This window comes from Novosphingobium sp. KCTC 2891, assembly GCF_025938155.1.
Lineage (GTDB): Bacteria > Pseudomonadota > Alphaproteobacteria > Sphingomonadales > Sphingomonadaceae > Novosphingobium.
The window spans coordinates 16,446-38,248 of record NZ_JAPCZG010000010.1; the positions used below are offsets into that span (position 1 = coordinate 16,446).

Sequence of the window (21,803 nt, forward strand, 5' to 3'; positions counted from 1 at the left end):
GCGGCGATCGGGCCTGGGTCAGGCCGTCCGCTGCTGCGAAATCGGCGGGACCGCTTCCAGCGCGCGCGCGACAACGACCGAGGCGGGGGTGGGCTTGGGCACCAGCACCCCGCCAAGGCGGCGCACCGCCTCGTCCATGCGGTCCAGATCGCCCGTGTGCAGCACATAGGGCACGCCCATCGCCGCCAGCGCGCGCGCGACCGGCTCGCAGGTCTGCCCCTGCCCCAGCGACACGTCCAGGATCGCGGCAGCGAGGTGGCCGCGCTCGACGATTTCCAGCGCCTCGCCCAGTTCCAGCGCGGTCAGCGGGACACAGCCCGCGTCCTCCACCGCGAATTCCAGATCGAGAAGGATCAGCGGTTCGTCATCGAGGACGAGAACGCACCAGGGGGCGTCGGTCATGCCGCCTCCTCCCGCAACGGCAGGCGCAGGGTGGCCTTCAGCCCCTCCCGACGCCATTCGCGTTTGATGTTGCCGCGCGCCATGCCCATCATCTTGTCCACTATGCTGCTCGACGCCGGCGCTGCGGGGACGGCCTCCGGTTCCAGCGGCGGGCCGCCCTCTTCGATCCAGTCGATCACGATGGTGGGCGCATTGGCCGCGCCGTTGCGCTTCCAGCTGATCGTGACCCGGCCGTCGGGGCGGCTGAGCGCGCCATGCTTGACCGCGTTGGCCGCAAGTTCGTGCAGCGACAGGCCCAGCACCGACACCGCCGAGAAATCGCTGCGCAGCCCGTTGCCGCGAAATTCGATGCGGCGTCCGTCGGGATCGTAAGGCCCCAGCACCGAACGGATTGCCTGTCCCACCTCGATCGAGCCGCTGGACGCTTCATCCAGCGTGGTTTCATAGGCGCGGCCCAGTGCCTGGATGCGCTCGTTGATCTCGCGCGCCTCGTTCTCGATCCCGCGCGCGCGGCCGGTGAAATTGACGATCCCGCCGATCACCGCGAACATGTTCTTCATCCGGTGCGACAGTTCGCGCGCCAGATCGCGCGCGTGGCGCTCGTCCGTGCGGGCCGCGCGCACGTCGGACACGTCCCACTGGCTGCCAAAGAAATAGAGCAGTCGCCCCTCCGCGTCATAGATCGGGCCAAGGTGGAGCGCGTTCCAGAAAGCGTTGCCATCGCGCCGGTAATTGAGGATTTCCACGACGACCACGTCTTCCTGGTCGATCGCGGCGCGGATGCGCGCGATGGCGGCGGGATCGGTGCCGGGGCCTTGCAGAAAGCGGCAGTTCCGGCCGATGATTTCGTCTTCGTCATACCCCGTCAGGGTACGGAAGGCGCGATTGGCGAAAATGATGGGCGCGTCGGGCTGGTGCGGATCGCAAAGGCAGATCGCCATGCGAGTCTGGGCCATCGCCTGCTCGAACAGGACTCCCGAAGCGCCGGCGAAGGCATCCTCCGGATGCCGGGCGCGAAAGCGGTCGGGGCTATCGTCATACGCCCGATGCGCTTGATCTTCCCGATGTGATGACAATGAATTGTTTCCCGGTGTGGTCTTGTTGCGCGCTTCGTTCCCCTTGCGCGTCAATGCCCTAGGGGACGAACCGGTTCCCTGCCCCCCGCGCTTTTTTACAAACCTGCACCAAAGGGCAGGCCCTACTTGCGGTCGATCGGGATCACCGCCACGGTCAGCCGTGAAACGCACACCAGCTTTTCGGCTTCGTCGCGGATGTGGATCGACCACACTTGCGAAGTGCGACCCAGCGCCTCCGCCTTGGCCGTGGCATAGACGAAGCCGTCGCGGACCGGGCGGATGTGGTTGGCGTTGATCTCCATGCCCACGCACGCCGACGTCGCCGGATCGACACAGAACGCCGCCGCGACCGAGCCTGCGGTTTCCGCCAGCACCACCGATGCCCCTCCGTGAAGCCGCCCGAACGGCTGGTGGACGCGGTCGGTCACCGGCATCCGCACGGTCAGCGATTCCGCGTCGCAGCCGACGAATTCGATGTCGAGCCAGCCGGACATTCCGCGCGCGAAGCTGTCCTTCAGATATTCAGCGCTGGGAAGCGTGCCGCCGCACCAGATCATGCAAAGCCTTTCTCGAGAAAACGGATGGCGCAGCCGGCGAGCAGCGCGGTGCCCAGCGGCAGCACGCTTTCATCGACGACCATGCGCGTGGAATGGATGCCGCAGCACGAGCGCCAGTCGGCGCCTTCGTGGCTCACGCCCAGGAAGAACATCGCGCCGGGCACCTTTTCCAGCAGGTAGGAGAAGTCCTCCGCTCCCATGATCGGGTGCGACAGGCGCACGAAGCCGCCCCCTCCCGCAAGCTCAGCCGTGACCGCCGCACCCAGCGCCACCGCGCGCTCGTCGCAGACGGTCACCGGAAAGCCCGGCGTGATGGTGATCGCGGCCGTCATGTCGTGCGCGGCGGCCACGTGCGTGGCCACGCGTTCCACTTCGGCGTGGAGCTTCGCGCGGCTCGCGGCGGAAAGCGTGCGCAGCGTGCCTTTCAGCAATGCGCGGTCGGCGATGACATTGTGCGCAGTGCCGGCTTCGATCTTCGCAACGGTGGCGACCACCGGATCGGCAACCGAAAACTTGCGCGTCACCATGGCCTGGAGCGCGGTGACGATCTCGCAGGCGACGGGCACCGGATCGAGCGTCTGGTGCGGCATCGAGGCATGGCCGCCGCGCCCCTCGACCACGATCTCGAACTGATCGGCAGAGGCCATCAGCGGCCCCGCGCGCCCGGCGACCAGCCCGCGCGGGCTGTCGGGCATGATGTGCAGCGCAAAGGCGGCGTCGGGCAGCGGGTCGATCAACCCGTCGTCCAGCATGAAGCGCGCGCCGTGAAAGCCTTCCTCGCCCGGCTGGAACATGAACTGCACGGTGCCCGTCAGCGTATCGCGCATCGAACACAGCAGTTCGGCCGCACCCGCCAGCATCGCGGTGTGGGTATCGTGCCCGCAGGCGTGCATCCGCCCGGCAATGGTCGAAGCGAAAGACAGGCCGGTTTCCTCGGGCATGGGCAGCGCGTCCATGTCGCCGCGCAGCAGCACGGTGCGGCCTTCCCCCTTCCCGCCCTTCAGCGTGGCGACAAGGCCCGTGGTCGATGGTCCCTCGCGCCATTCGAGCGGCAGGTGGGCCAGCGCGGCCCGCACCTTGTCACGGGTCTTGGGCGTGTGCAGGCCCAGTTCGGGTTCCGCATGGATCGCCCGCCGCAGCGAGACGATACGGTCGGACAGCGCGGTGGCGCCATCAAGAAGCGCAGGCTGGGACATCGGGGATCCTCCGGCAGGTGCAGGCCCCTGCATAATGACAGCATGGCGCCGCTGTCGAGAGTTCCACCCGAACATCCGATCAGGCTTGCGCAGCGGGCCGCCACCGTTTAATCGGTCACTTAAACAATCACGGGACTCGTTGTGGGTCCTGCCGGTCTGTTGAGGAGAGAACCATGGCAGAAGCCTATATCATCGATGCTGTCCGCACGCCGCGCGGCGTTGGCAAGCCGGGCAAGGGCGCGCTTTCGCACCTTCACCCGCAGCATCTCGCCGCCACCGTGCTGAAGGCGATCAAGGACCGCAACAACCTCGATACCTCGACCGTGGACGACATCATCTGGTCGACATCGTCGCAGGTGGGCAAGCAGGGCGGCGACCTTGGCCGCATGTCGGCGCTTGCCGCCGGCTATGACATCACGGCTTCGGGCACCACGCTCGATCGTTTCTGCGGCGGCGGCATCACCTCGGTGAACCTCGCGGCCGCGACGGTGATGTCGGGCATGGAAGATTGCGTCATCGCTGGCGGCACCGAGATGATGAGCTTCACCTCGGCTTACGGCGCCGAACAGGCCAATGCCGGCATCAAGCCGCTGGGCATGGGTTCGGGCAACCCCGCTCTCGACGCGATCCACCCGCAGTCGCACCAGGGCGTGTGCGGTGACGCGATTGCCGCGCTGGAAGGCATCACCCGCCACGAACTCGACGCGCTGGCGCTCGTCAGCCAGGAACGCGCCGACCGCGCCATCCGCGAAGGCCGCTTCGACAAGTCGCTGGTCACTGTCTACAACGAAGACGGCACCGTGGCGCTCGACCATGAAGAGTTCCCGCGTCCGGAGACCACTGCCGAAGGCCTCGCCTCGCTCAAGGCCAGCTTCGACGGCGTCGCCGATTTCGACCTCGGCAACGGCAGCACTTTCCGCAAGCAGATCCTGCGCCGCTATCCCGATCTCGAGTTCAAGGGCGTGCACCACGCCGGCAACAGCTCGGGCGTGGTCGATGGCGCCGCCGCGCTGCTCATCACCTCGCCCGAATATGCGGAAAAGCACGGCCTCAAGCCGCGCGGCCGCATCGTTGCCTATGCCAACCAGGGCGATGATCCCACGCTGATGCTCAACGCCCCGGTTCCGGCGGCGAAGAAGGTGCTCGAAAAGGCCGGCCTCAAGGTCGAGGACATCGACCACTGGGAAATCAACGAAGCCTTCGCCGTCGTCGCGGAAAAGTTCATCCGCGATCTCGACCTCGACCGTACCAAGGTCAATCCGAACGGCGGCGCGATGGCGCTGGGCCACCCGATCGGCGCGACCGGCTCGATGCTGATCGGCACCACGCTAGACGAACTGGAGCGCACGGGCGGCCGTTATGGCCTCGTCACGATGTGCGCGGCCGGCGGCATGGCCCCGGCCATCATCATCGAACGCATCTGATAATGTGATACCTTGCCCGGAGCGGTTGGCTCAGACCAGCCGTTCCGGGCAAGACTCCTGTTGCATTGGTAACGACCTGCGGGCACATGAAGGCTCGAATGCCTTCCCTGCCGCGCAGCCTGTCCCAGCCGATCCGCGGCCTAGTCCCTCGCTATGCGACCGGCGTGGCGTTGTTTTTCGCCAGCTTCGGCATTCGCGTCGCCGCCGATCACCTCTTCCCGCCGGGCTTCCCGTTCCTGACGTTCTTTCCCGCGGTGATCCTCGCCACGTTTCTCGCGGGACGCGGCCCCGGCTTTCTCTGCGGGGCGCTCAGCGGGTTCGCCGCGCTCTATTTCTTCGTCCCGCCGTTCCATTCGCTGCAGCTCGATGCCGGCAGGTTCACCGCGCTCGTCTTTTTCGGCCTCGTGGTGGTGGTGGACGTGATGCTGATCGACGGGCTGGTGCGCCGGCACCGGCAACTGGTCGAAAACGAAGCGCGCCTCACGCGCATGGCCGATATGCAGACGCTGCTGTTCAAGGAATTGCAGCACCGCGTCGCCAACAACCTCGCCTCGGTCGCCTCGATGCTTCGCCTCCAGCGCCGGCGCATCGTGGCCGATCCGGCCAGCGCACTCGACGTGATCGACCGCGCGGACGAACGCATCGAACTGATGGGCCGGGTCCACCGCCAGCTTTACGATCCGCAGGCGCTCGGCCTGTCGGTGGCCGAGCAGATCCGCCGCGCGGCGGAACAGGCGCAGGACGTGAGCGCCGCCGGCCACGTGCGGGTGGAAGTCCATGCGGACGACGTCGTGCTCGAGATCAACCGCCTGATGACGCTGGTCCTGCTCATCACCGAACTGCTGGGCAACAGCTTCAAGCACGCCTTCGATCCGCACGCGGAAGCGCCGACGGTGCGCGTCTCGCTGGAGCGCGGGCAGCCCGGGCAGCTGCGGCTCACCGTGGCCGACAACGGGCGCGGTCTGCCTTCCCAGGATCCGGCATCACATGACCGGGCCGCCGCGGCACCGCGCGGCCTTGGCACCACGATCATCAAGGGCTTCGTCGCCCAGCTTGGCGGCAGCATCAAGGTCTGCGGAGCCCCCGGCGTGACCACCATGGTCGAATTCGCCGAGGGCTGAACCGCACGGGCGTCAGCCCGCCGGCGCGACCGGCTCCGCCACGTTGGCCACGATCTTCAGCACTTCGGTCCACGCAGCCACGTTCTGCGCCAGCGCAGCGGGATCGACCTTGTCCAGCGTATCGTCCGGGGTGTGGTGGAGGTCGAAGTAATGCGTGCCGTCCTGGCCCAGATCGACCACCGCCAGCTTCTGCTTCTCGATCACCGGCTCCACGTCGGTGCCGCCACCGGCCTCACCCTTGCCCGGCACCACGCCCAGCGGATTGAGCGCGGCCACGATCCGCTCGGCCAGCGCCTTGTCGGCGGGCGCGAACCTGGTCTGGACGCGCCACACCCGGTCGGCGCCAAAGTCGCTTTCCATCGCCAGGGCGTGGGGCTCGGCGTGCGCCTTGGCATAGGCATCGCCGCCATAGCCGCCCAGTTCCTCGCTGCCCGCCCACAGCACGCGGATCGTGCGCAGCGCGCGGCCGCCATCCTGCGCCTTCAGCGCCGCGGCGGTCACGATGGCGCAGCCCGAGGCATCGTCGATCGCCCCGGTGCCCAGGTCCCAGCTGTCGAGATGGCAGCCGACCAGGATCGGCGGCAGCGAAGGGTCGCGTCCCGGCAGTTCGCCCACCACGTTGCCCGAAGGCATCCCCTCGGTGGTCTTGCCGGTCAGCGTCAGCGCCAGCCGCAGCGTGCGGCCCGAAGCGGCCAGCCGCGCGATCAGGTCCGCGTCGGGGTTCGACACGGCCCCCGCCGGGATCGGCTTCACCCCTTGCGGGAACGAAGTGACCCCGGTGTGCGGGTTGCGGTGGCTGTCGGTGCCGACCGAGCGGATGACCACCGCCGCCGCGCCCTTGCGCGAGGCGACGCCCGGCCCTTCGCGTCGCACCTGGCCATAGGGGCCATAGCCCGCGCCGTCCTGCGCACGGCGCATGGCATGGTCGATGAAGGCGATCTTGCCGCCAAGCGACCCGTCCGGCGCCGCCTTCAGCGCGGCGAGCGTCGGGAAATAGGCGATGTCACCCTCGATCCCCTTGTCGGGCGTCGCCCCGCTATAGCCCAGCGCGGTCACCGCCAGCACTTGGGGCACCGGCGCGATCAGCCGCGCCTTGTCCACCCCGCGCACGTAGCCGCGGATGGTGAACGGCTCGACCGCGACATTCTGGAAGCCCAGCGCCTTGAGCTTTTCCGCGCCCCACGCCCGCGCCCGGGCTTCGGCCTCGCTCCCGGCAAGGCGCTGGCCGACGTCCGTCGTCAGGCCCGAAACAATGTCCCACGCCACGTCGCCGGCAGGCGCATTGGCCGACGATTCGGCCAGAGCAGGAACGGGAAGCGCCAGCGGCGCGGCGACGAGCGCGGTCAGGACCGGACGGAGGATGTTTCGCATGAAACCGGTGCGTAACGACAAAGTCCCATCCTGCCAACGCCTTCGATGAACACGGCGCCAAGGTTGCCAGCACGCCCCTTCCCCGGCACTCTGCCCGCCGAAAAGCACAAGCATGTTGGGGGAACGGGGCATGAAGAATGCAGAGGCTTTCGCTGGCTACGAGCCCTTCGAATTCACCGACGGCCCGTGGACCCGGCGCGTGTGGCGCAAGGGCAGCGGGCCGGCGGTGATCGTGATGCACGAAATGCCCAACCTCCACCCGCTGGTGCTGCGCTTTGCCGACCGTGTCGCCGCGCAGGGGATGACGGTATTCTGCCCCAGCCTGTTCGGCGAGGACGGGCGCGTGCCGGGGCGCGCCTATACCATGGGCCAGATGCTCTATTCGCTGTGCGTGCGGCGCGAATTCAACGCCTGGGCCAACGGCCGGTCCAGCCCGATCGTCGACTGGCTGCGCGCGCTCGCCCGCCATGCCCACGGCGAATGCGGCGGCAAGGGCGTGGGTGCGGTCGGCATGTGCTTCACGGGCGGATTTGCGCTGGCGATGATGACCGAGCCGGCGGTGGTCGCACCGGTCCTGTCGCAGCCATCACTGCCGCTGGGCAGGAAAGGCGCGGGCATGATCGACGCCAGCCCGGAGGAGATCGCCTGCGCCAGGCGGCGGCTGGAGGACGAGGACCTGACGATGCTCGGCCTGCGCTTCCCCAGCGACGGCTTCGTGCCCGATGCGCGCTTCGCCATGCTCAAGGACACCTTCGGCGACCGCTTCAAGGCGATCGAACTCCCGGACGAACACGCCAACCCCGCCGCGCCGATCCCGCCCCATTCGGTGCTGACCTGGCACGTGATCGACCAGCCCGGCACCCGCACGCGCGAAGTGGAAGCCGAAGTGATCGCGTTCTTCCGATCACGCACCGGCGCCTGAGACCGGCCACGCCCCTGCACATCGGCGGCCGCCTTGCACGCCGCAGCGCCCGCTCTCGCGCGCGATGCTTGCGGCGGTGCCCGCGCACCTGTAGAGCGCGGCGCAAACCTCTTGCCATTCCCCGAAGGACCAACAATGGCCGCGCAATACGCCTACGTCATGAAGAACATGACGAAGACCTTCCCCGGTGCTCCCAAGCCCGTGCTGAAGGACATCAACCTGCAGTTCTACCAGGGCGCCAAGATCGGCATCGTCGGTCCGAACGGCGCGGGCAAGTCCACCCTGATCAAGATCATGGCGGGGATCGACAAGGATTTCACCGGCGAAGCTTGGCCGGGCGAAAACATCACCGTCGGCTATCTGGAGCAGGAACCCCAGCTCGACCCGACCAAGACCGTGCTGGAGAACGTCAAGGACGGCGCGCGCGATACCGCCGACCTCGTCGACCGCTTCAACGAGATCTCGAACATCATGGCCGATCCGCCGGAGGACGTCGATTTCGACGCGCTGATGGACGAGATGGGCGACCTTCAGGGCAAGATCGACGCCGTCGACGGCTGGACGCTCGACAACCAGCTCGAAATCGCGATGGAAGCGCTGCGCTGCCCGCCGAGAGACTGGCCGGTGGACAGCCTTTCGGGCGGTGAAAAGCGCCGCATCGCGCTGACCCGCCTGCTGATCCAGAAGCCGTCGATCCTGCTGCTCGACGAACCGACCAACCACCTCGACGCCGAATCCGTCGAATGGCTGGAAAACCACCTCAAGGAATATGCCGGCGCGGTGCTGATGATCACCCACGACCGCTACTTCCTCGACAACGTGGTGGGCTGGATCCTCGAACTCGACCGGGGCAAGTACTTCCCCTACGAAGGCAACTACTCGACCTACCTGGAAAAGAAGGCCAAGCGCCTCGAACAGGAAGACCGCGAGGAAAGCGGCAAGAAGAAGGCCCTCAGCCGCGAGCTTGAGTGGATTCGCCAGACCCCTGCCGCCCGCCAGACCAAGAGCAAGGCGCGTATCCGCAAGTTCGAGGACCTGCAGAATGCGCAGGACAACCGTCCGGTCGGCAAGGCGCAGATCGTCATCCAGGTGCCAGAGCGCCTTGGCGGCAAGGTCATCGAGGTGAAGAACATCTCGAAGGCTTATGGCGACAAGCTGCTGTTCGAGGACCTGTCGTTCACCCTGCCGCCGGGCGGCATCGTCGGCGTGATCGGGCCGAACGGCGCGGGCAAGTCCACGCTGTTCAAGATCATCACCGGCAAGGAAACGCCCGACACCGGCACGATCGAGATCGGCAGCACCGTCCACCTCGGCTATGTCGACCAGAGCCGCGACGCGCTGAACCCCAAGAACAACGTGTGGGAAGAGATTTCCGACGGGTTGGACTACATGGTGGTCAACAAGCAGGACATGTCGACGCGTGCCTATGTCGGCGCGTTCAACTTCAAGGGCGCAGACCAGCAGAAGAACGTCGGCAAGCTCTCGGGCGGTGAACGCAACCGCGTCCACATGGCCAAGATGCTCAAGCAGGGCGGCAACGTCCTCCTGCTCGACGAACCGACCAACGACCTCGACGTCGAAACGCTGAGCGCGCTGGAAGACGCGATCGAGAATTTCGCGGGCTGCGCCGTGGTCATCTCGCACGATCGCTTCTTCCTCGATCGTCTCGCCACGCACATCCTCGCGTTCGAGGGCAACAGCCACGTCGAATGGTTCGAAGGCAACTTCGCCGCCTACGAGGAAGACAAGCGCCGCCGCCTCGGCGACGCCGCTGATCGCCCGACCGCGCTGGCCTACAAGAAGCTGACCCGCTGAGGCAAAAATCGCCCGGCAAATCCACGAACAACGCAGCGCCCCGGAAGATCCTTCTTCCGGGGCGCTGTCCTTTTCGGGACGAATGGATGGGCGCAAGACCTCGCCTTGCGTTCATTCCCTTGTTACCATTGTGTTAAATTTATGAACAATCGGTCGCGCACCGGTTCAGGACGCCGACAGCGCGGGGCGCGTAGTCGGGTCTCACACAACGCCGCGAATGAATCGCGGCGCCACGTACCGGAGACATGGCCATGGCTGCCAAGTCATTCTTGAAGTCCGGCATCGGCACCACTCTGGCCCTTGCCATTCTCGCTACCGCGGTCCCCGCATCGGCGCAGGTGTTCGACCGCGACGGCAACGGACGCAACATGCAGCAGCGCGAGGATCGCGGCGAGCGCCGTGGTGGTGGCGGCGGCGGCCGCATGGAGCGGATCGAAGCCCCGGCTCCGCGCGCCGAAATGCCCCGTGCCGAAATGCCCCGCGCCGAAATGCAGCGCCCGCAGATGCAGCGCGCCGAACCGCAGCGCCGCGCCGAAGGCCAGACCTTTGGCCGGGACTGGAACAACGGCGGCGCCGTGAACCGTCCGCCGCAGGCGTGGCGCGGCCAGACCCCGGCCACCCCCGATCGCGGGCCTGACCGGGGTGCGGATCGCGGACAGGTGGGCAATCGCGGCCCGGTGCAGCAAGGCTGGGACGGCCAGCGCTGGAACGGCCAGCGCGTGCAGCCGCAGCAACCCTCGTGGCGCAACGATGGCCGCAACGATGGCCGGGGCAACGATGGCCGTGCCTGGAACGGCGACCGTGACGGGCGCCGCGACAACGACCGGGGCGGCAACTGGAACCGCGACCGCGACGGCAACCGCGATGGCCAGTGGAACCGTGACCGCTGGCGCGATGGCGACAGCTGGCGCAACAACAACAATAACAACCGCTGGCGGGATGGCGATCGCTGGCGTGACGGCAATCGCGGCGGCGACTACCGCCGGTGGAACAACGATTGGCGCCGTGACAACCGCTACAACTGGTCCGCGTGGCGCAACCATAACCGCAACACGTTCCGTGGCGGATACTACTACGCGCCCTATCGCGATTATTCGTACAGCCGCCTGAGCATCGGCATCCGCATCGGCTCTCCGTTCTATTCGGAGCGCTACTGGATTTCCGATCCGTGGGCCTATCGCCTGCCGGACGTCTACGGCCCCTATCGCTGGGTCCGCTACTATGACGACGTGCTGCTGGTCGATACCTACAGCGGCGAAGTGGTCGACGTGATCTACGACTTCTTCTGGTAAGCGCGAAGGCGCAATCCAAAACGCAGAGGGCCTCGCCGGATCATCTCCGGCGAGGCCCTCTCGCATTCGGCAAGGCGGTGATCAAAGTCCGCCGATAGACCCCAGCACCTGCCGCATCAACGCATGGCCATCGGGCGTCAGGCGCACATAGCGGCGGCGCGCATCGCCCTTGTCGGCGGCGCGATAGACCAGCCCGTCACGTTCCAGGCGCGAGATCCAGCGCAGGATCGTCGTGGAGGGCACCCCCGCCTCGATGCACACGCTCGACACCTGCAGTTCCGTCCCGCGCCGATGGGCGATGAACAGGTCGAGCAGGATATCCCAGCCGGGTTCGCCGAACAGCCCCTTGACCGAACTGGCGGAATCGCGACGACGGCGAAGATCATAGAGGGCCTTTGCAAGGCGGAACGCCTCGGCCTCTGTATCAACCAGTGCTTCCAAAAAGAACGACCCCCTCGAAAGGCTGGATTGCAACCACACATACGCAGCGCTTGGCGAATACCATTCGGCATAGCCCGCTACCGTTTTTCTTCCGCGACCCGACCATTAAGTAGTAGCCGATAGCTACCTACCTTATAGCGCTCCGCCGCAAACGACTTTAACACCTTTTTCACCTAATTTCTCACCGTTTTTCAATCGTTCCTGTCCGGAACGGACCAAAGCGTCCCAAAATGGCTCTCGAAGGCATTCGATTGCGCAAAGGCGCAGTCCTTGCATGGTAAACGCCGGGATAGCGGGCTTGTCGTTCCGGTACGCATGGGCCATGACCGGAACGATTATGCTGCCCTTCCGCCGCGCCGCCGGGCGTGACCCCGATACCCCTGCCCTCAAACGCATCGGCGATGCCGTGCGCGCGCGGCTGGACGGCGATCCCGCCGCCTTCCGCATTCCGGTCGACGGGCTGGAGATCTACGGGGTCTCCGGCTTCTTCACCGAAGCCGAATGCCAGCGCCTGATCGCCATTGTCGACAGCGTCGCGCGCCCCTCGCCCACGTACGGCGAGGGTGAAAGCAGCGGACGCACCAGCTACACCGGCGATGTCGATCCGGCCGATCCCTTCATCCGGATGCTCCAGCGCCGCATCGACGACCTGCTCGGCATGGAACCGACGCTGGGCGAGACTCTCCAGGGCCAGCGCTATGCCCCGGGGCAGGAATTCCGCGCGCATTTCGATCATTTCAACCCGTCGCAGCGCTTCTGGGATCAGGAGCAGGCGCGCGGCGGGCAACGCAGCTGGACCGCGATGGGCTATCTGAACGCGGTGGAGGAAGGCGGCGCGACCGACTTTCCGAAAGTCCCGCTGAACATCCCGCCGCAGGCCGGCGCGCTGCTGGTGTGGAACAACATGAAGCGCGATGGCACGCCCAATCCGCAAGCCCTCCACGCCGGCACCCCGGTGGTGCGCGGCGTCAAATATGTCCTGACCAAGTGGTACCGGGCCCGCCCATGGGCCTGACCCGCCGCGACAACGCGCGCCGCGCATGGGGCTGGCTGCCGCCCGTCGCGCTGGTGTTGGCGCTCGCCTCGTGCGCCCCGCAGGCCGCGCTCGCGCCCGTCCGTCCCGCCGCGCCCGTCACCGAGGCGCCGATCGCACCGCCCGCCGAGGACATGGCGCGCACGCTCGACCGCCTGTTCCTCGACGACGCCCGCGCCGAGCAGGCGCTCGATCCGCAAGGCGCGCTCGAGCGCGGCGAGCGGCTGTCCGCCGAACAGTTCCGCCTGCTGTTCACGTCCGAGCTGACCGACCGCCTGCGCGATGCCAATGCCGCCACGCTCGCCCGGCTGGACCGCATCGACCGCGCCCGGCTGGATGAGCCGCACCGCATTTCCTACGACGTGTTCCGCGCCGGCAAGCTCGACGAAAAGGCGCAGCTTTCGCCCGCGATGGAAGCGCTGACCGGCCCGCGTCCCTTCAATCACTTCGGCGGCTTCCACGTCGAGTTTCCCGGCCTCGTTTCCGCCGAAAGCGCGATGCCGCTGGAAGGGCTGGCCGATTACGAGACGCGCCTCGCACTCGACCGCGCGCTGCCCTTCGTGTTCGACACCGCGATCGCCCGCTTCCGCGAAGGCATGGCCAGCGGCGTGACCGAGCCGCGCCTCACCGTGCGCAACATGATCGCGCAGATCGACGGCATCCTCGCCCAGCCGGTCGCGCGTTCGCCCTTCCTGTCGCCCGTGCGCGCCTTCCCCCGCACCATTCCGCTGGCCGAGCGCCGGCGGCTGGCGCAAGCCTTTACCGAGGCCGCGAGCGGATCGGTCTATCCCGCCTATCGCCGCCTGCGCGCATTTCTGCTCACCGAATATCTGCCCGCCGCGCGCGAGCACGTGGGGCTGGCGACGATGCCCGGCGGCGATCGGCTCTACCGGATGCTGGTGCGCCAGCACACCACGCTCGATCTCGATCCGGCCGCGGTGCACCGCATCGGCATCGGCGAAGTCGCGCGCATCCAGCACGAGATGGAAGGGGTGAAGACGCAGCTTGGCTTCACCGGCCCGCTGCGCGCGTTCTTCGACCACATCCGCGTCGATCCGCGCTTTCATCCCAAAACGGCCGAGGAACTCGCGCGCGGGTTCGAAGCGGTGGGGCACAAGGTCGATGCGCTGGCGCCGCGCTATTTCCTGCACCTGCCGCGCACGCCGCTGCTGGTGCAGGCCTATCCCGAATACCGCGCGCGCTACGAAGCCGGTGGCAGCTACAGCCAGGGCGCGGCGGACGGCAGCAGGCCCGGCGTGTTCTATTTCAACACCTACGATCTCAAGAGCCGGTTCCTTTCGGGCGTGACCACGCTCTATCTGCACGAAGGTGCGCCGGGGCATCACTTCCAGATCAGCCTTGCGCAGGAAAACACCGCGCTGCCCGATTTCCAGCGGTTTGGCGGCAACACCGCCTATGTCGAAGGCTGGGCGCTCTATGCCGAAACGCTCGGCTACGAGATGGGGTTCTACAAGGACCCGATGCAGCACTGGGGCACGCTCGATGACGAGATGCTGCGCGCGATGCGACTGGTGGTCGATACCGGCCTGCACACGCAGGGTTGGACCCGCGAGCAGGCGATCGATTACATGCTCGCCAATTCGGGCATGGGCCGCAGCGACGCCACCGCCGAAGTCGAACGCTACATCGCCAACCCGGGACAGGCGCTTGCCTACAAGATCGGCGCGCTCACCATCCAGCGACTGCGACGCAAGGCCGAGGACGCGCTCGGTCCCCGCTTCGACATCCGCCGCTTCCACGATCAGGTGCTGATGAGCGGCGCCCTGCCGCTGCCCGTCCTCGAAGCCAAGATCGACCGCTGGATCGCACGCGAACAGGCGTCGCAGACCGAGTGAGAGGCGGGGAATTGACCGCCCCGTCCCCTCCCGAAATCATGACCCCTTCGGCTCGGCGCACGCCGTGGGCACCCCGGTCACTTCGCTGACCACCGCCTCGGTGTTGGTGGCAACGTCATCGACCTGCCCCTGCAACTGGCCCATCTTGTTGAAAATCTTGTCCATCTTGCGGTGCAGCCGCAGGATTTCGAGCTGGGTGCGCAGGTTCACCTCATAGTCGTGATGCGCGGTCAGGCGGTCCTTCTGCGATTGCCGGTTCTGGCTCATCATGATCACAGGCGCCTGCAACGCGGCCAGCGTCGAGAGCATCAGGTTGAGGAAGATGTAGGGATATTCGTCCCACGTAATGCCCAGCCCGGCCGCCCATTTGCTGTTCACCAGCATCCAGCCCAGCAGAACTACGCCGAACGCGATGATGAACCCCCACGATCCGCCGATCGCAGCCACCCGGTCGGCCAGCCGGTCGCCGAAGGTCATGTTGACGGTGGCCAGTTCGTCCGCGTCACAGTCCTCGATCTCGCCCGAGGCAACGCGCTGCAACACGCGCTGCTCCTCGGCCCCGAGGTCGGTGTAATTGCGGCCGAGCAGTTCCTCGGCAAGATTCTCGGGCGTGGGTGATTTCGAGGCCATCAGGGCGTGAACCGGCCGCGCGGCAATTTGTTTCCCGCCAATCAGCGCGCGGTGGAAAAGCCCAGTTCCTCGGCCGCGACCTGTTGCAGCCGGACGGCGAGCGCCGGCTCCATGCCCAGATCGTCCGCTGCGCGTTCGGTCGCGCCCAGCTTGCGCGGGTCGAACCCGGTGATCGCGCCAAACTGCACCAGCGCCGACAGGTAATAGCCCGCGGTGCTGGCGTGGTAATGGTCCCAGGTCCACAGATCGACCTGCCCGAACGCCACCCCGTCATAGGGATCGGCATCCGCGATCCCTGCGCGCATCGCCCGCGTCCACGCCGCACCCACCGGGATCGGCGTGCCGAAACGGGGCGAGGTCGCCGCCGCCAGCCGGTTGCCCGCCGCCACGTCCTCGGCCAGCAGCGCGATGGGCTTGCCCGACCAGACGCTGCCGGGGCGATAGGCCAGGTCCGCGCGCGACCACGTGGACACCAGCCGCACCGAGACGCCGGGATTGGCGCGGGCGAAGGCACCGGCCAGCGCTTTCGCGGCGGCGACATGGCGCGCCGGATCGCCCGGCCGCTGCGCATCGAGCGTGGAATAGCCCTGCAACACGACCACGTCCCACGGCTTGTCGATCAGCCGCAACCGGGTGTCGAGATGGAACGCCAGGTCCCTGCCCCCGGCGGTTTCAAGGCTGACCGTCCAGTCCAGCCCCGCTTCCTCGGCAAAGGTCTTGAACAGCGCGGGCACGCCGCCGATCCGTTCGCCGTTCAGGTCGGTCACCCGCTCGGGGTGATAGCGCCGCACCGGCGAGCGTTCGCCGTAGGTAAAGCTGTTGCCGACGAACAGGATCGTCTTCGCCGCCGCCGCGGCCGGGGCCGCGAGCAAGAGCCCGGACCCCAGCACTGCGGCGGCAAGAAGCCGCATGGCACGCCGCGTCATTCGGGAACCGCCACCCCTTCCAACGCCTCCGCGATCAGCGCGCGGGTGTTGCCGATGCCGTACAGCGCGATGAAGCTGCCCATGCGCGGCCCCTGCGCCGATCCCAGCAGCGTCTCGTAAAGCGCCTTGAACCAGTCGCGCAGGCTTTCGAAGCCATAGTGCGGGTCCTTGCCGATCTCGTAGACGATGTTCTGCAGCAGTTCGGCAGTGGCGTCGTCGCTGGTCGCGGCCAGTTCCTCGTCCAGCGCGGCCAGCGCCAGCGCCTCGTTCGGCTCGGGCTTGCGGCGGTGGAGGGTCGGCGCGATGAAATCGCGGTTGTAGGCCAGCGCGCGCGTCACCAGCCCGTCGAGCGCGGGGTGTGCCGCCGGATCGGCATTCTCGACATAATTGCCGAGATAGGACCACACCTGCTCGCGCGTTGCCTTGGCGCCCAGCACGCCCACAAGGTTGAGCAGCAGGCCATAGGTGACCGGCAGGGTTTCACCCTCGCCCGCGCCGCTCGCCTCGCCATTGGCGCGCAGCAGGTGCCACACCGGATTCCCCATCCGCTGCTCGATCGGCTGGCCGGGGATCTTCTCGCGGAACTGCCAGTATTCATCGACCGCGCGCGGGATGATCCCGACGTGGAGCGACTTGGCGCTCTTGGGTTCGCGGAACAGGTAGAAGCCCAGGCTTTCCTCGCTGCCATAATCGAGCCACTGCTCGATGGTCAGCCCGTTGCCCTTGGACTTCGAGATCTTCTCGCCCTTCTCGTCGAGGAACAGCTCGTAGATCAGCCCTTCGGGACGGCGCCCGCCCAGAACCTGCGCGATCTTGCCAGACTGGGTGACGCTGTCGGTCAGGTCCTTGCCGCACATCTCGTAATCGACGCCCAGCGCGACCCAGCGCATCGCCCAGTCGACCTTCCACTGCAGCTTGGACCGGCCGCCCAGGATCGATTGTTCCACGCTCGTGCCATCCACGTCGGTAAACCGCACGAGGCCGGCCTCGGCGTCCAGTACCTCGATCGGCACCTGCAACACTTCGCCCGTGGTGGGAGAAACCGGCAGCACCGGCGAATAGGTCTTGCGGCGTTCCTCGCGCAGCGTCGGCAACATGATGCCCATGATGGCGTCGAAGTGGCGCAGCACGTTCTTCAGCGCGTCGTCGAATTCCCCGCTGTTGTAGCGGTCCGATGCGGAGACGAATTCGTAGTCGAAGCCGAAGCGATCAAGGAACGCGCGCAACATCGCATTGTTGTGGTGCGCAAAGCTTTCGTGCGTGCCGAAGGGATCGGGAATGCGGCTGAGCGGCTTGCCGAGGTTGGCGGCCAGCACTTCCTTGTTCGGCACGTTGTCGGGCACCTTGCGCAGCCCGTCCATGTCGTCCGAGAACGCCACCAGCCGGGTCGGATGGCCGCCCGTCAGCGTTTCATAGGCGCGGCGGACCAGCGTGGTGCGCAGAACTTCCTGGAAGGTGCCGATATGCGGCAGGCCCGATGGGCCATAGCCCGTCTCGAACAGCACGGGCACCAGATTGCCGCCCGCGTCTTTCTTCCCGCCGGGGAAGCGCTTGACGAGCTTGCGGGCTTCCTCGAACGGCCATGCCTTCGAGGTCTGGGCGGCGGTGGTGAGATCATCGGTCATAACCTGCGCCCTTTCGCGATTCCGGCCGGCTAGCGCAAGGGAAAGCTGGCCGCGCGGGGTGCAGGTCAGGACCGACGGCGTCAGTGGTTCTTCATGTTCTCCAGCCCGCGCACCACGCCGGTCTTCTCGCTGGGCTTCGACGCGTTGGTCTTGACCTTGGGTGCCTTGGGCTTGCGCTCTTCGCGGTTCGATTTCTTCTGCGACTTGGCCATTTTCAGGTTCCTTATGGGTGCGGATCGCTGCGCCCGGACCTGTTCTTGATATGGGAACGCACCTCGACGATTGTAAGGAGGCGCCCGTCCGGCAACGGCGGTTGCCGCTTGCCATTATCAACCAAAACGATAGACAATAACGCGATCCCGCCGCCAACGAGAGGACTGCCCCCGATGACCGATCTTTCCAAGGCCCGCGCCGAAACGCTGGCCCTCCACGCCGGCTGGCGCGCCGATCCCACCACCGGCTCGGTCGCGGTGCCGATCCACCAGACCACGTCCTACCAGTTCCATTCGACCGAACACGCGGCCAACCTGTTCTCGCTCAAGGAACTGGGCAACATCTACACCCGGCTGGGCAACCCGACGACTGACGTGCTCGAACAGCGCATCGCCGCGCTCGAAGGCGGCGCAGCCGCGCTGGCAGTCGCCTCGGGCCAGGCCGCATCGACTTATGCGGTGCTGAACCTCGCCCGCGCGGGCGACAACATCGTCAGCTCCACCGATCTCTACGGTGGCACCTGGAATCTCTTCGCCAACACGCTGAAGAACCTCGGCATCGAAGTCCGCTTCGTCGATCCGGCCGATCCCGAAGGCTTCCGCCGCGCCACCGACGAACGCACCCGCGCCTATTACGCGGAAAGCCTGCCCAATCCCAAGCTGGTCGCCTTCCCCATCGCCGAAGTCGCCGCGATCGGCCGCGAATTCGGCATTCCGCTGATCGTCGACAACACCGCCGCGCCGCTGCTGATCCGTCCGCTCGAACATGGCGCCGCGATCGTGGTCTATTCCTCCACCAAGTATATCGGCGGCCACGGCACCTCGATTGGCGGCGTGATCGTCGATGGCGGCAATTTCGAATGGGACGCCATTCCCGAGCGGCAGCCGCTGCTCAACACGCCCGATCCCAGCTACCACGGCGCGGTCTGGGCGCGCGATATCAAGCCGCTCGGCCCCATCGCCTACGCCATCCGCGCGCGCGTGATCCTGCTGCGCGACATCGGCGCGGCGCTGTCTCCCTTCAACGCCTTCCAGCTGATCCAGGGGCTGGAAACGCTGCCCCTGCGGATCGAGCGCCACAGCGAGAACGCGGCCAAGGTCGCCGCCTTCCTCGCCGGCCACGCCAAGGTCACGCGCGTGATCCATCCCTCGCTGGCCGAAGGCCGCGCGAAGGCACTGGCGGACAAGTATCTCGCCGGCGGCAAGGGCGGTCTGGTCGGCTTCGAACTGGCGAGCGGCGCGGACGGCGGCAAGCGCTTCATCGACGCGCTCCAGTTGTTCTATCACGTCGCCAACATCGGCGACGCGCGCAGCCTGGCGATCCACCCCGCCTCGACCACGCATTCGCAGCTTTCCGCCGAGGAGCAGACCGCGACCGGCGTCAGCCCCGGCTACGTCCGCCTGTCGATCGGCATCGAGCACATCGACGACATCCTGGCCGACCTGACGGCTGCGCTCGCCGCCGCCTGACCCCGCCCTTCCCCCCGCGCCGCTAGCCGAACAGCCAGTGGCGTGGGGGCCATGCCTCCCCGCACAGTCTGCTCTTCAAATGGAGAGATGAACTGATGGAACTGGGACTGGAAGGCACGGTCGCGCTGGTAACCGGCGCGCGCGGCAACATCGGCGTGGCCACTTGCGCGGCACTCAAGCGCGAGGGCGTCCACGTGATCGCCAGCGATGTGGGCGTCGATGAAGCCGCCGCCACCGACGATGGGCTGGAATGGCGCGCGCTCGACGTCACCAGCGAGGACGACTGGGCGCGCGTGATCGCCGGGATCGAGACCAGGCACGGCCGACTGGACATTCTCGTCAACAATGCCGGCGTGGCGCCCACCGACCGCATCGACGCCATGCCGCTGTCGCAATTCCGCCGCGCGTTCGACATCAACGTGGCCGGTGTATTCCTCGGCACGCAGGCCGCCTCCGAGTTGATGGCGAAGAGCGGTGCGCTGCGCGAAGGCGGCGCGGCCATCATCAACATCGCATCGGGCGCGGCGGACAAGCCGGCCGCATTCAACGCCTGCTACTGCGCCACCAAGGCTGCCGTGCGGATGTTCACGCGGGCGACCGCGGTGGAATTCTCGGCGCTCGGCTTCCCCATTCGCGTCAACTCGGTGCACCCCGGCGCGGTCGAATCCGACATGCTCGGCGCGATCGTGGAACGCTACGTGCAGTTGACCGGCAGCACCGCCGACGATCTCTACGCCGCCATGCTCAAGGGTCACCCGATGGGCCGTCTGGTCAAGCCCGACGAAGTTGCGGACGGGGTGGTGTTCCTCGCTTCGCGCGCAGCGCGCTACAGCCACGCGGCCGCGCTGCATGTCGATGGCGGCAACGCCAACACCTGATGTCATGAAAACCCGGCCCCTCCCGCCTCGGGAGGGGAACCGGCATCGGCCGTTTCAACTTGGGCCGTTTCAGCCTGCGATGGAAACCAGCGCGCCCCGGTCGATGATCTCGACCTCGCGGCGCGAAGGCAGTTCGATCACGCCGTCGTTCTTCAGCTTGGTGAACTGGCGGCTGACCGTCTCGATCGTCAGGCCGAGCACGTCCGCCACCTGCTGGCGCGAGAACGGCAGAGAGAACCGGCGCGCCGCGCCGACCTTGGGCGTGCAGCCGGTGTCGTCGAGGCGCTCGGACATTTCGAGCAGGAAGGTGGCGATCTTCTCGGGCGCAGTCTTGCGGCCCAGCAGCATCATCCACGAACGCGTGCGGTCCAGTTCGGCCAGCGTGCGTTCCAGCAGCTTGTGCTCCAGCTCGGGATGCTCGCGCGCGAAGCGGTCGAAATCGTTGCGCGCGAACACGCAGACGCGCGCGTCGGTCAGCGCGACCACGCTGGCGCGGCTGGTCTGGCCGAAAGGGCGACCGATGAAATCGGAAGGATAGGCCACGCCGACGATCTGCTCGCGCCCGTCCTCGGTGGAAGTGACCAGCTTGAGCACGCCGTCGATCACGTTGGCGACCAGCAGCGAATCGTCATCTTCCCAGATCAGCGGCTCGCCCGCGGCCACCGCACGGCGGCGCCCCATCACGTTCAGGGCCGCTATTTCCTGATTATCCAGGCCGGCACAGATGGCCCTATTACGGACGACGCAGGTATCGCAGGAGGACATGAGAAATCGCCTACCAAAAACGGAACGCGGTAACAATCGTATCCCGTCCTGATTTCAGGCAAAAAATCGGGCGGCCATGCGAATGACCGCCCGAGTTGGGGAGAAATCGGCGAAGGGAAGATGACAGGCCGTCAGACTTCCCTTCGACAAGACCTCTTTCGCCCAACTGGCGGCGTTCAGCCTTGACCAAGGTCAAATCGGTTTCGCGGACCCGGAAAAATTGCACCAGTATGGTGCAAACGGCTCGTTTTGCCCGGCCTACCCGCTTTTTAGGCGGCTGGTTTCAGTCCGCGAGGCAGGTCAGGTCGTGATACTGGCCGCGGAAGAACATCAGCGGGGTACCGTGCGCCTTGCTGCCGAGCGATTCCACCGCCCCCACCACCAGGAAGTGATCGCCCACTTCGACCACGCGCTCGATCGCGCAGTCGATCCACGCCACCGCGTCGTCGAACAGCGGCTGGCCCGACGGCGTCTGGCCGTGCGCCAGTTGCGCAAACTTGTCGTCGCCGCGCGCCGCGAAACGCTGGCACAGTTCAAGCTGGTCCGCGCCGAGCACGTTGACGCAGAACCGGCCCGTCGCCTGGATCCGGGGCCAGGTTCCCGATCGCTTGTCGGGAAAGAAGCCCACCAGCGGCGGATCGAGCGAGATCGACGTGAACGAGCCGACGACAAGGCCGTGCCGCGTGCCATCGGCATCCGCAGCGGTGATCACGCTCACGCCCGTGGGGTAGCAGCCCAGCACGGCGCGGAACTGTTGCGGATCGATCATGCCTTCCTTTGCCTTCCAACTC

Annotated in this window: 21 protein-coding genes; 9 read left to right on the forward strand and 12 right to left on the reverse strand. The window is 66.8% G+C overall.

The genetic code is table 11. The features are described from left to right. Positions 1–18 precede the first annotated feature (18 nt). The 4 genes from OLX02_RS16350 to OLX02_RS16365 all read right to left on the reverse strand — a co-directional run bounded on the left by OLX02_RS16350 (position 19) and on the right by OLX02_RS16365 (position 3,231). Entirely contained in the window at positions 19–402 is a 384-nt protein-coding gene (locus OLX02_RS16350; protein ID WP_264424595.1) for a response regulator, read from the reverse strand. Then, entirely contained in the window at positions 399–1,532 is a 1,134-nt protein-coding gene (locus OLX02_RS16355) for a PAS domain-containing protein (protein ID WP_413630345.1), read from the reverse strand. Before OLX02_RS16355 ends, OLX02_RS16350 begins: the two co-directional genes overlap by 4 nt. 68 nt (positions 1,533–1,600) lie before the next feature. Then, complete coding sequence (locus OLX02_RS16360; protein WP_319641261.1) at positions 1,601–2,035, reverse strand: hotdog fold thioesterase; 435 nt, start codon at positions 2,033–2,035, stop codon at positions 1,601–1,603. Next, entirely contained in the window at positions 2,032–3,231 is a 1,200-nt protein-coding gene (locus OLX02_RS16365; protein ID WP_264424597.1) for a M20 metallopeptidase family protein, read from the reverse strand. The genes OLX02_RS16360 and OLX02_RS16365 overlap by 4 nt, the downstream gene beginning before the upstream one ends. A gap of 173 nt (positions 3,232–3,404) precedes the next feature. Here OLX02_RS16365 and OLX02_RS16370 point away from each other — a divergent pair, with 173 nt between their 5' ends. Both OLX02_RS16370 and OLX02_RS16375 read left to right on the forward strand, forming a co-directional pair. Next, positions 3,405–4,655: an acetyl-CoA C-acetyltransferase gene (locus OLX02_RS16370; RefSeq protein WP_264424598.1), complete on the forward strand. Its 1,251-nt coding sequence runs from the start codon at positions 3,405–3,407 to the stop codon at positions 4,653–4,655. 98 nt (positions 4,656–4,753) lie between these two features. Beyond that, the gene (locus OLX02_RS16375; RefSeq protein ID WP_264424599.1) at positions 4,754–5,776 is read left to right on the forward strand and encodes a sensor histidine kinase; all 1,023 of its coding nucleotides are present in this window, start codon (positions 4,754–4,756) and stop codon (positions 5,774–5,776) included. Positions 5,777–5,788: 12 nt separating this feature from the next. On the opposite strand, the gene OLX02_RS16380 is transcribed toward OLX02_RS16375, so the two are convergent. Next, on the reverse strand, positions 5,789–7,147 hold the full coding sequence (locus tag OLX02_RS16380) for a M28 family peptidase (protein WP_264424600.1): 1,359 nt from the start codon (positions 7,145–7,147) through the stop codon (positions 5,789–5,791). Between the two features lie 130 nt (positions 7,148–7,277). Here OLX02_RS16380 and OLX02_RS16385 point away from each other — a divergent pair, with 130 nt between their 5' ends. From OLX02_RS16385 to OLX02_RS16395, 3 genes are all read left to right on the forward strand, one after another. Further along, positions 7,278–8,069, forward strand: coding sequence for a dienelactone hydrolase family protein (locus OLX02_RS16385; protein ID WP_264424601.1), 792 nt, complete (start codon positions 7,278–7,280; stop codon positions 8,067–8,069). Positions 8,070–8,204: 135 nt separating this feature from the next. Beyond that, positions 8,205–9,884, forward strand: a complete 1,680-nt coding sequence (gene ettA / locus OLX02_RS16390; RefSeq protein ID WP_264424602.1) for an energy-dependent translational throttle protein EttA — start codon at positions 8,205–8,207, stop codon at positions 9,882–9,884. A gap of 251 nt (positions 9,885–10,135) precedes the next feature. Then, a complete protein-coding gene (locus OLX02_RS16395) occupies positions 10,136–11,176 on the forward strand; it encodes an RcnB family protein (RefSeq protein ID WP_264424603.1) in 1,041 nt (346 codons plus the stop codon). Between the two features lie 81 nt (positions 11,177–11,257). Here the strand turns inward: OLX02_RS16395 and OLX02_RS16400 are convergent, their stop codons facing one another. Next, positions 11,258–11,617, reverse strand: coding sequence for a MarR family winged helix-turn-helix transcriptional regulator (locus OLX02_RS16400; protein WP_264424604.1), 360 nt, complete (start codon positions 11,615–11,617; stop codon positions 11,258–11,260). Positions 11,618–11,939: 322 nt separating this feature from the next. Here OLX02_RS16400 and OLX02_RS16405 point away from each other — a divergent pair, with 322 nt between their 5' ends. Both OLX02_RS16405 and OLX02_RS16410 read left to right on the forward strand, forming a co-directional pair. Then, positions 11,940–12,632 carry a prolyl hydroxylase family protein gene (locus OLX02_RS16405; protein WP_264424605.1) on the forward strand — a complete coding sequence of 231 codons (693 nt, stop codon included), beginning with the start codon at positions 11,940–11,942 and terminating at the stop codon, positions 12,630–12,632. Then, positions 12,623–14,506, forward strand: a complete 1,884-nt coding sequence (locus OLX02_RS16410) for a DUF885 domain-containing protein (RefSeq protein WP_264424606.1) — start codon at positions 12,623–12,625, stop codon at positions 14,504–14,506. Before OLX02_RS16405 ends, OLX02_RS16410 begins: the two co-directional genes overlap by 10 nt. A gap of 36 nt (positions 14,507–14,542) precedes the next feature. Here the strand turns inward: OLX02_RS16410 and OLX02_RS16415 are convergent, their stop codons facing one another. From OLX02_RS16415 to OLX02_RS16430, 4 genes are all read right to left on the reverse strand, one after another. Beyond that, positions 14,543–15,136 (reverse strand): DUF1003 domain-containing protein, encoded by a 594-nt coding sequence (locus OLX02_RS16415; protein WP_264424607.1) that lies wholly within the window; start codon positions 15,134–15,136, stop codon positions 14,543–14,545. A gap of 41 nt (positions 15,137–15,177) precedes the next feature. Next, the gene (locus OLX02_RS16420; protein ID WP_264424608.1) at positions 15,178–16,062 is read right to left on the reverse strand and encodes a PEP-CTERM sorting domain-containing protein; all 885 of its coding nucleotides are present in this window, start codon (positions 16,060–16,062) and stop codon (positions 15,178–15,180) included. Next, positions 16,059–17,687, reverse strand: coding sequence for a lysine--tRNA ligase (locus tag OLX02_RS16425; protein ID WP_264424609.1), 1,629 nt, complete (start codon positions 17,685–17,687; stop codon positions 16,059–16,061). Before OLX02_RS16425 ends, OLX02_RS16420 begins: the two co-directional genes overlap by 4 nt. Before the next feature lie 80 nt (positions 17,688–17,767). Continuing rightward, a complete protein-coding gene (locus OLX02_RS16430) occupies positions 17,768–17,899 on the reverse strand; it encodes a hypothetical protein (protein WP_264424610.1) in 132 nt (43 codons plus the stop codon). A gap of 174 nt (positions 17,900–18,073) precedes the next feature. Between OLX02_RS16430 and OLX02_RS16435 the strand changes: the two genes are divergently transcribed. Both OLX02_RS16435 and OLX02_RS16440 read left to right on the forward strand, forming a co-directional pair. Then, complete coding sequence (locus OLX02_RS16435; RefSeq protein ID WP_264424611.1) at positions 18,074–19,369, forward strand: O-acetylhomoserine aminocarboxypropyltransferase/cysteine synthase family protein; 1,296 nt, start codon at positions 18,074–18,076, stop codon at positions 19,367–19,369. Between the two features lie 95 nt (positions 19,370–19,464). Then, on the forward strand, positions 19,465–20,247 hold the full coding sequence (locus tag OLX02_RS16440) for an SDR family NAD(P)-dependent oxidoreductase (protein ID WP_264424612.1): 783 nt from the start codon (positions 19,465–19,467) through the stop codon (positions 20,245–20,247). Between the two features lie 69 nt (positions 20,248–20,316). Here the strand turns inward: OLX02_RS16440 and OLX02_RS16445 are convergent, their stop codons facing one another. Then, positions 20,317–21,012, reverse strand: coding sequence for a Crp/Fnr family transcriptional regulator (locus OLX02_RS16445; protein ID WP_264424613.1), 696 nt, complete (start codon positions 21,010–21,012; stop codon positions 20,317–20,319). 283 nt (positions 21,013–21,295) lie between these two features. Beyond that, positions 21,296–21,781, reverse strand: coding sequence for a flavin reductase family protein (locus OLX02_RS16450; protein ID WP_264424615.1), 486 nt, complete (start codon positions 21,779–21,781; stop codon positions 21,296–21,298). Between the last annotated feature and the right edge of the window lie 22 nt (positions 21,782–21,803).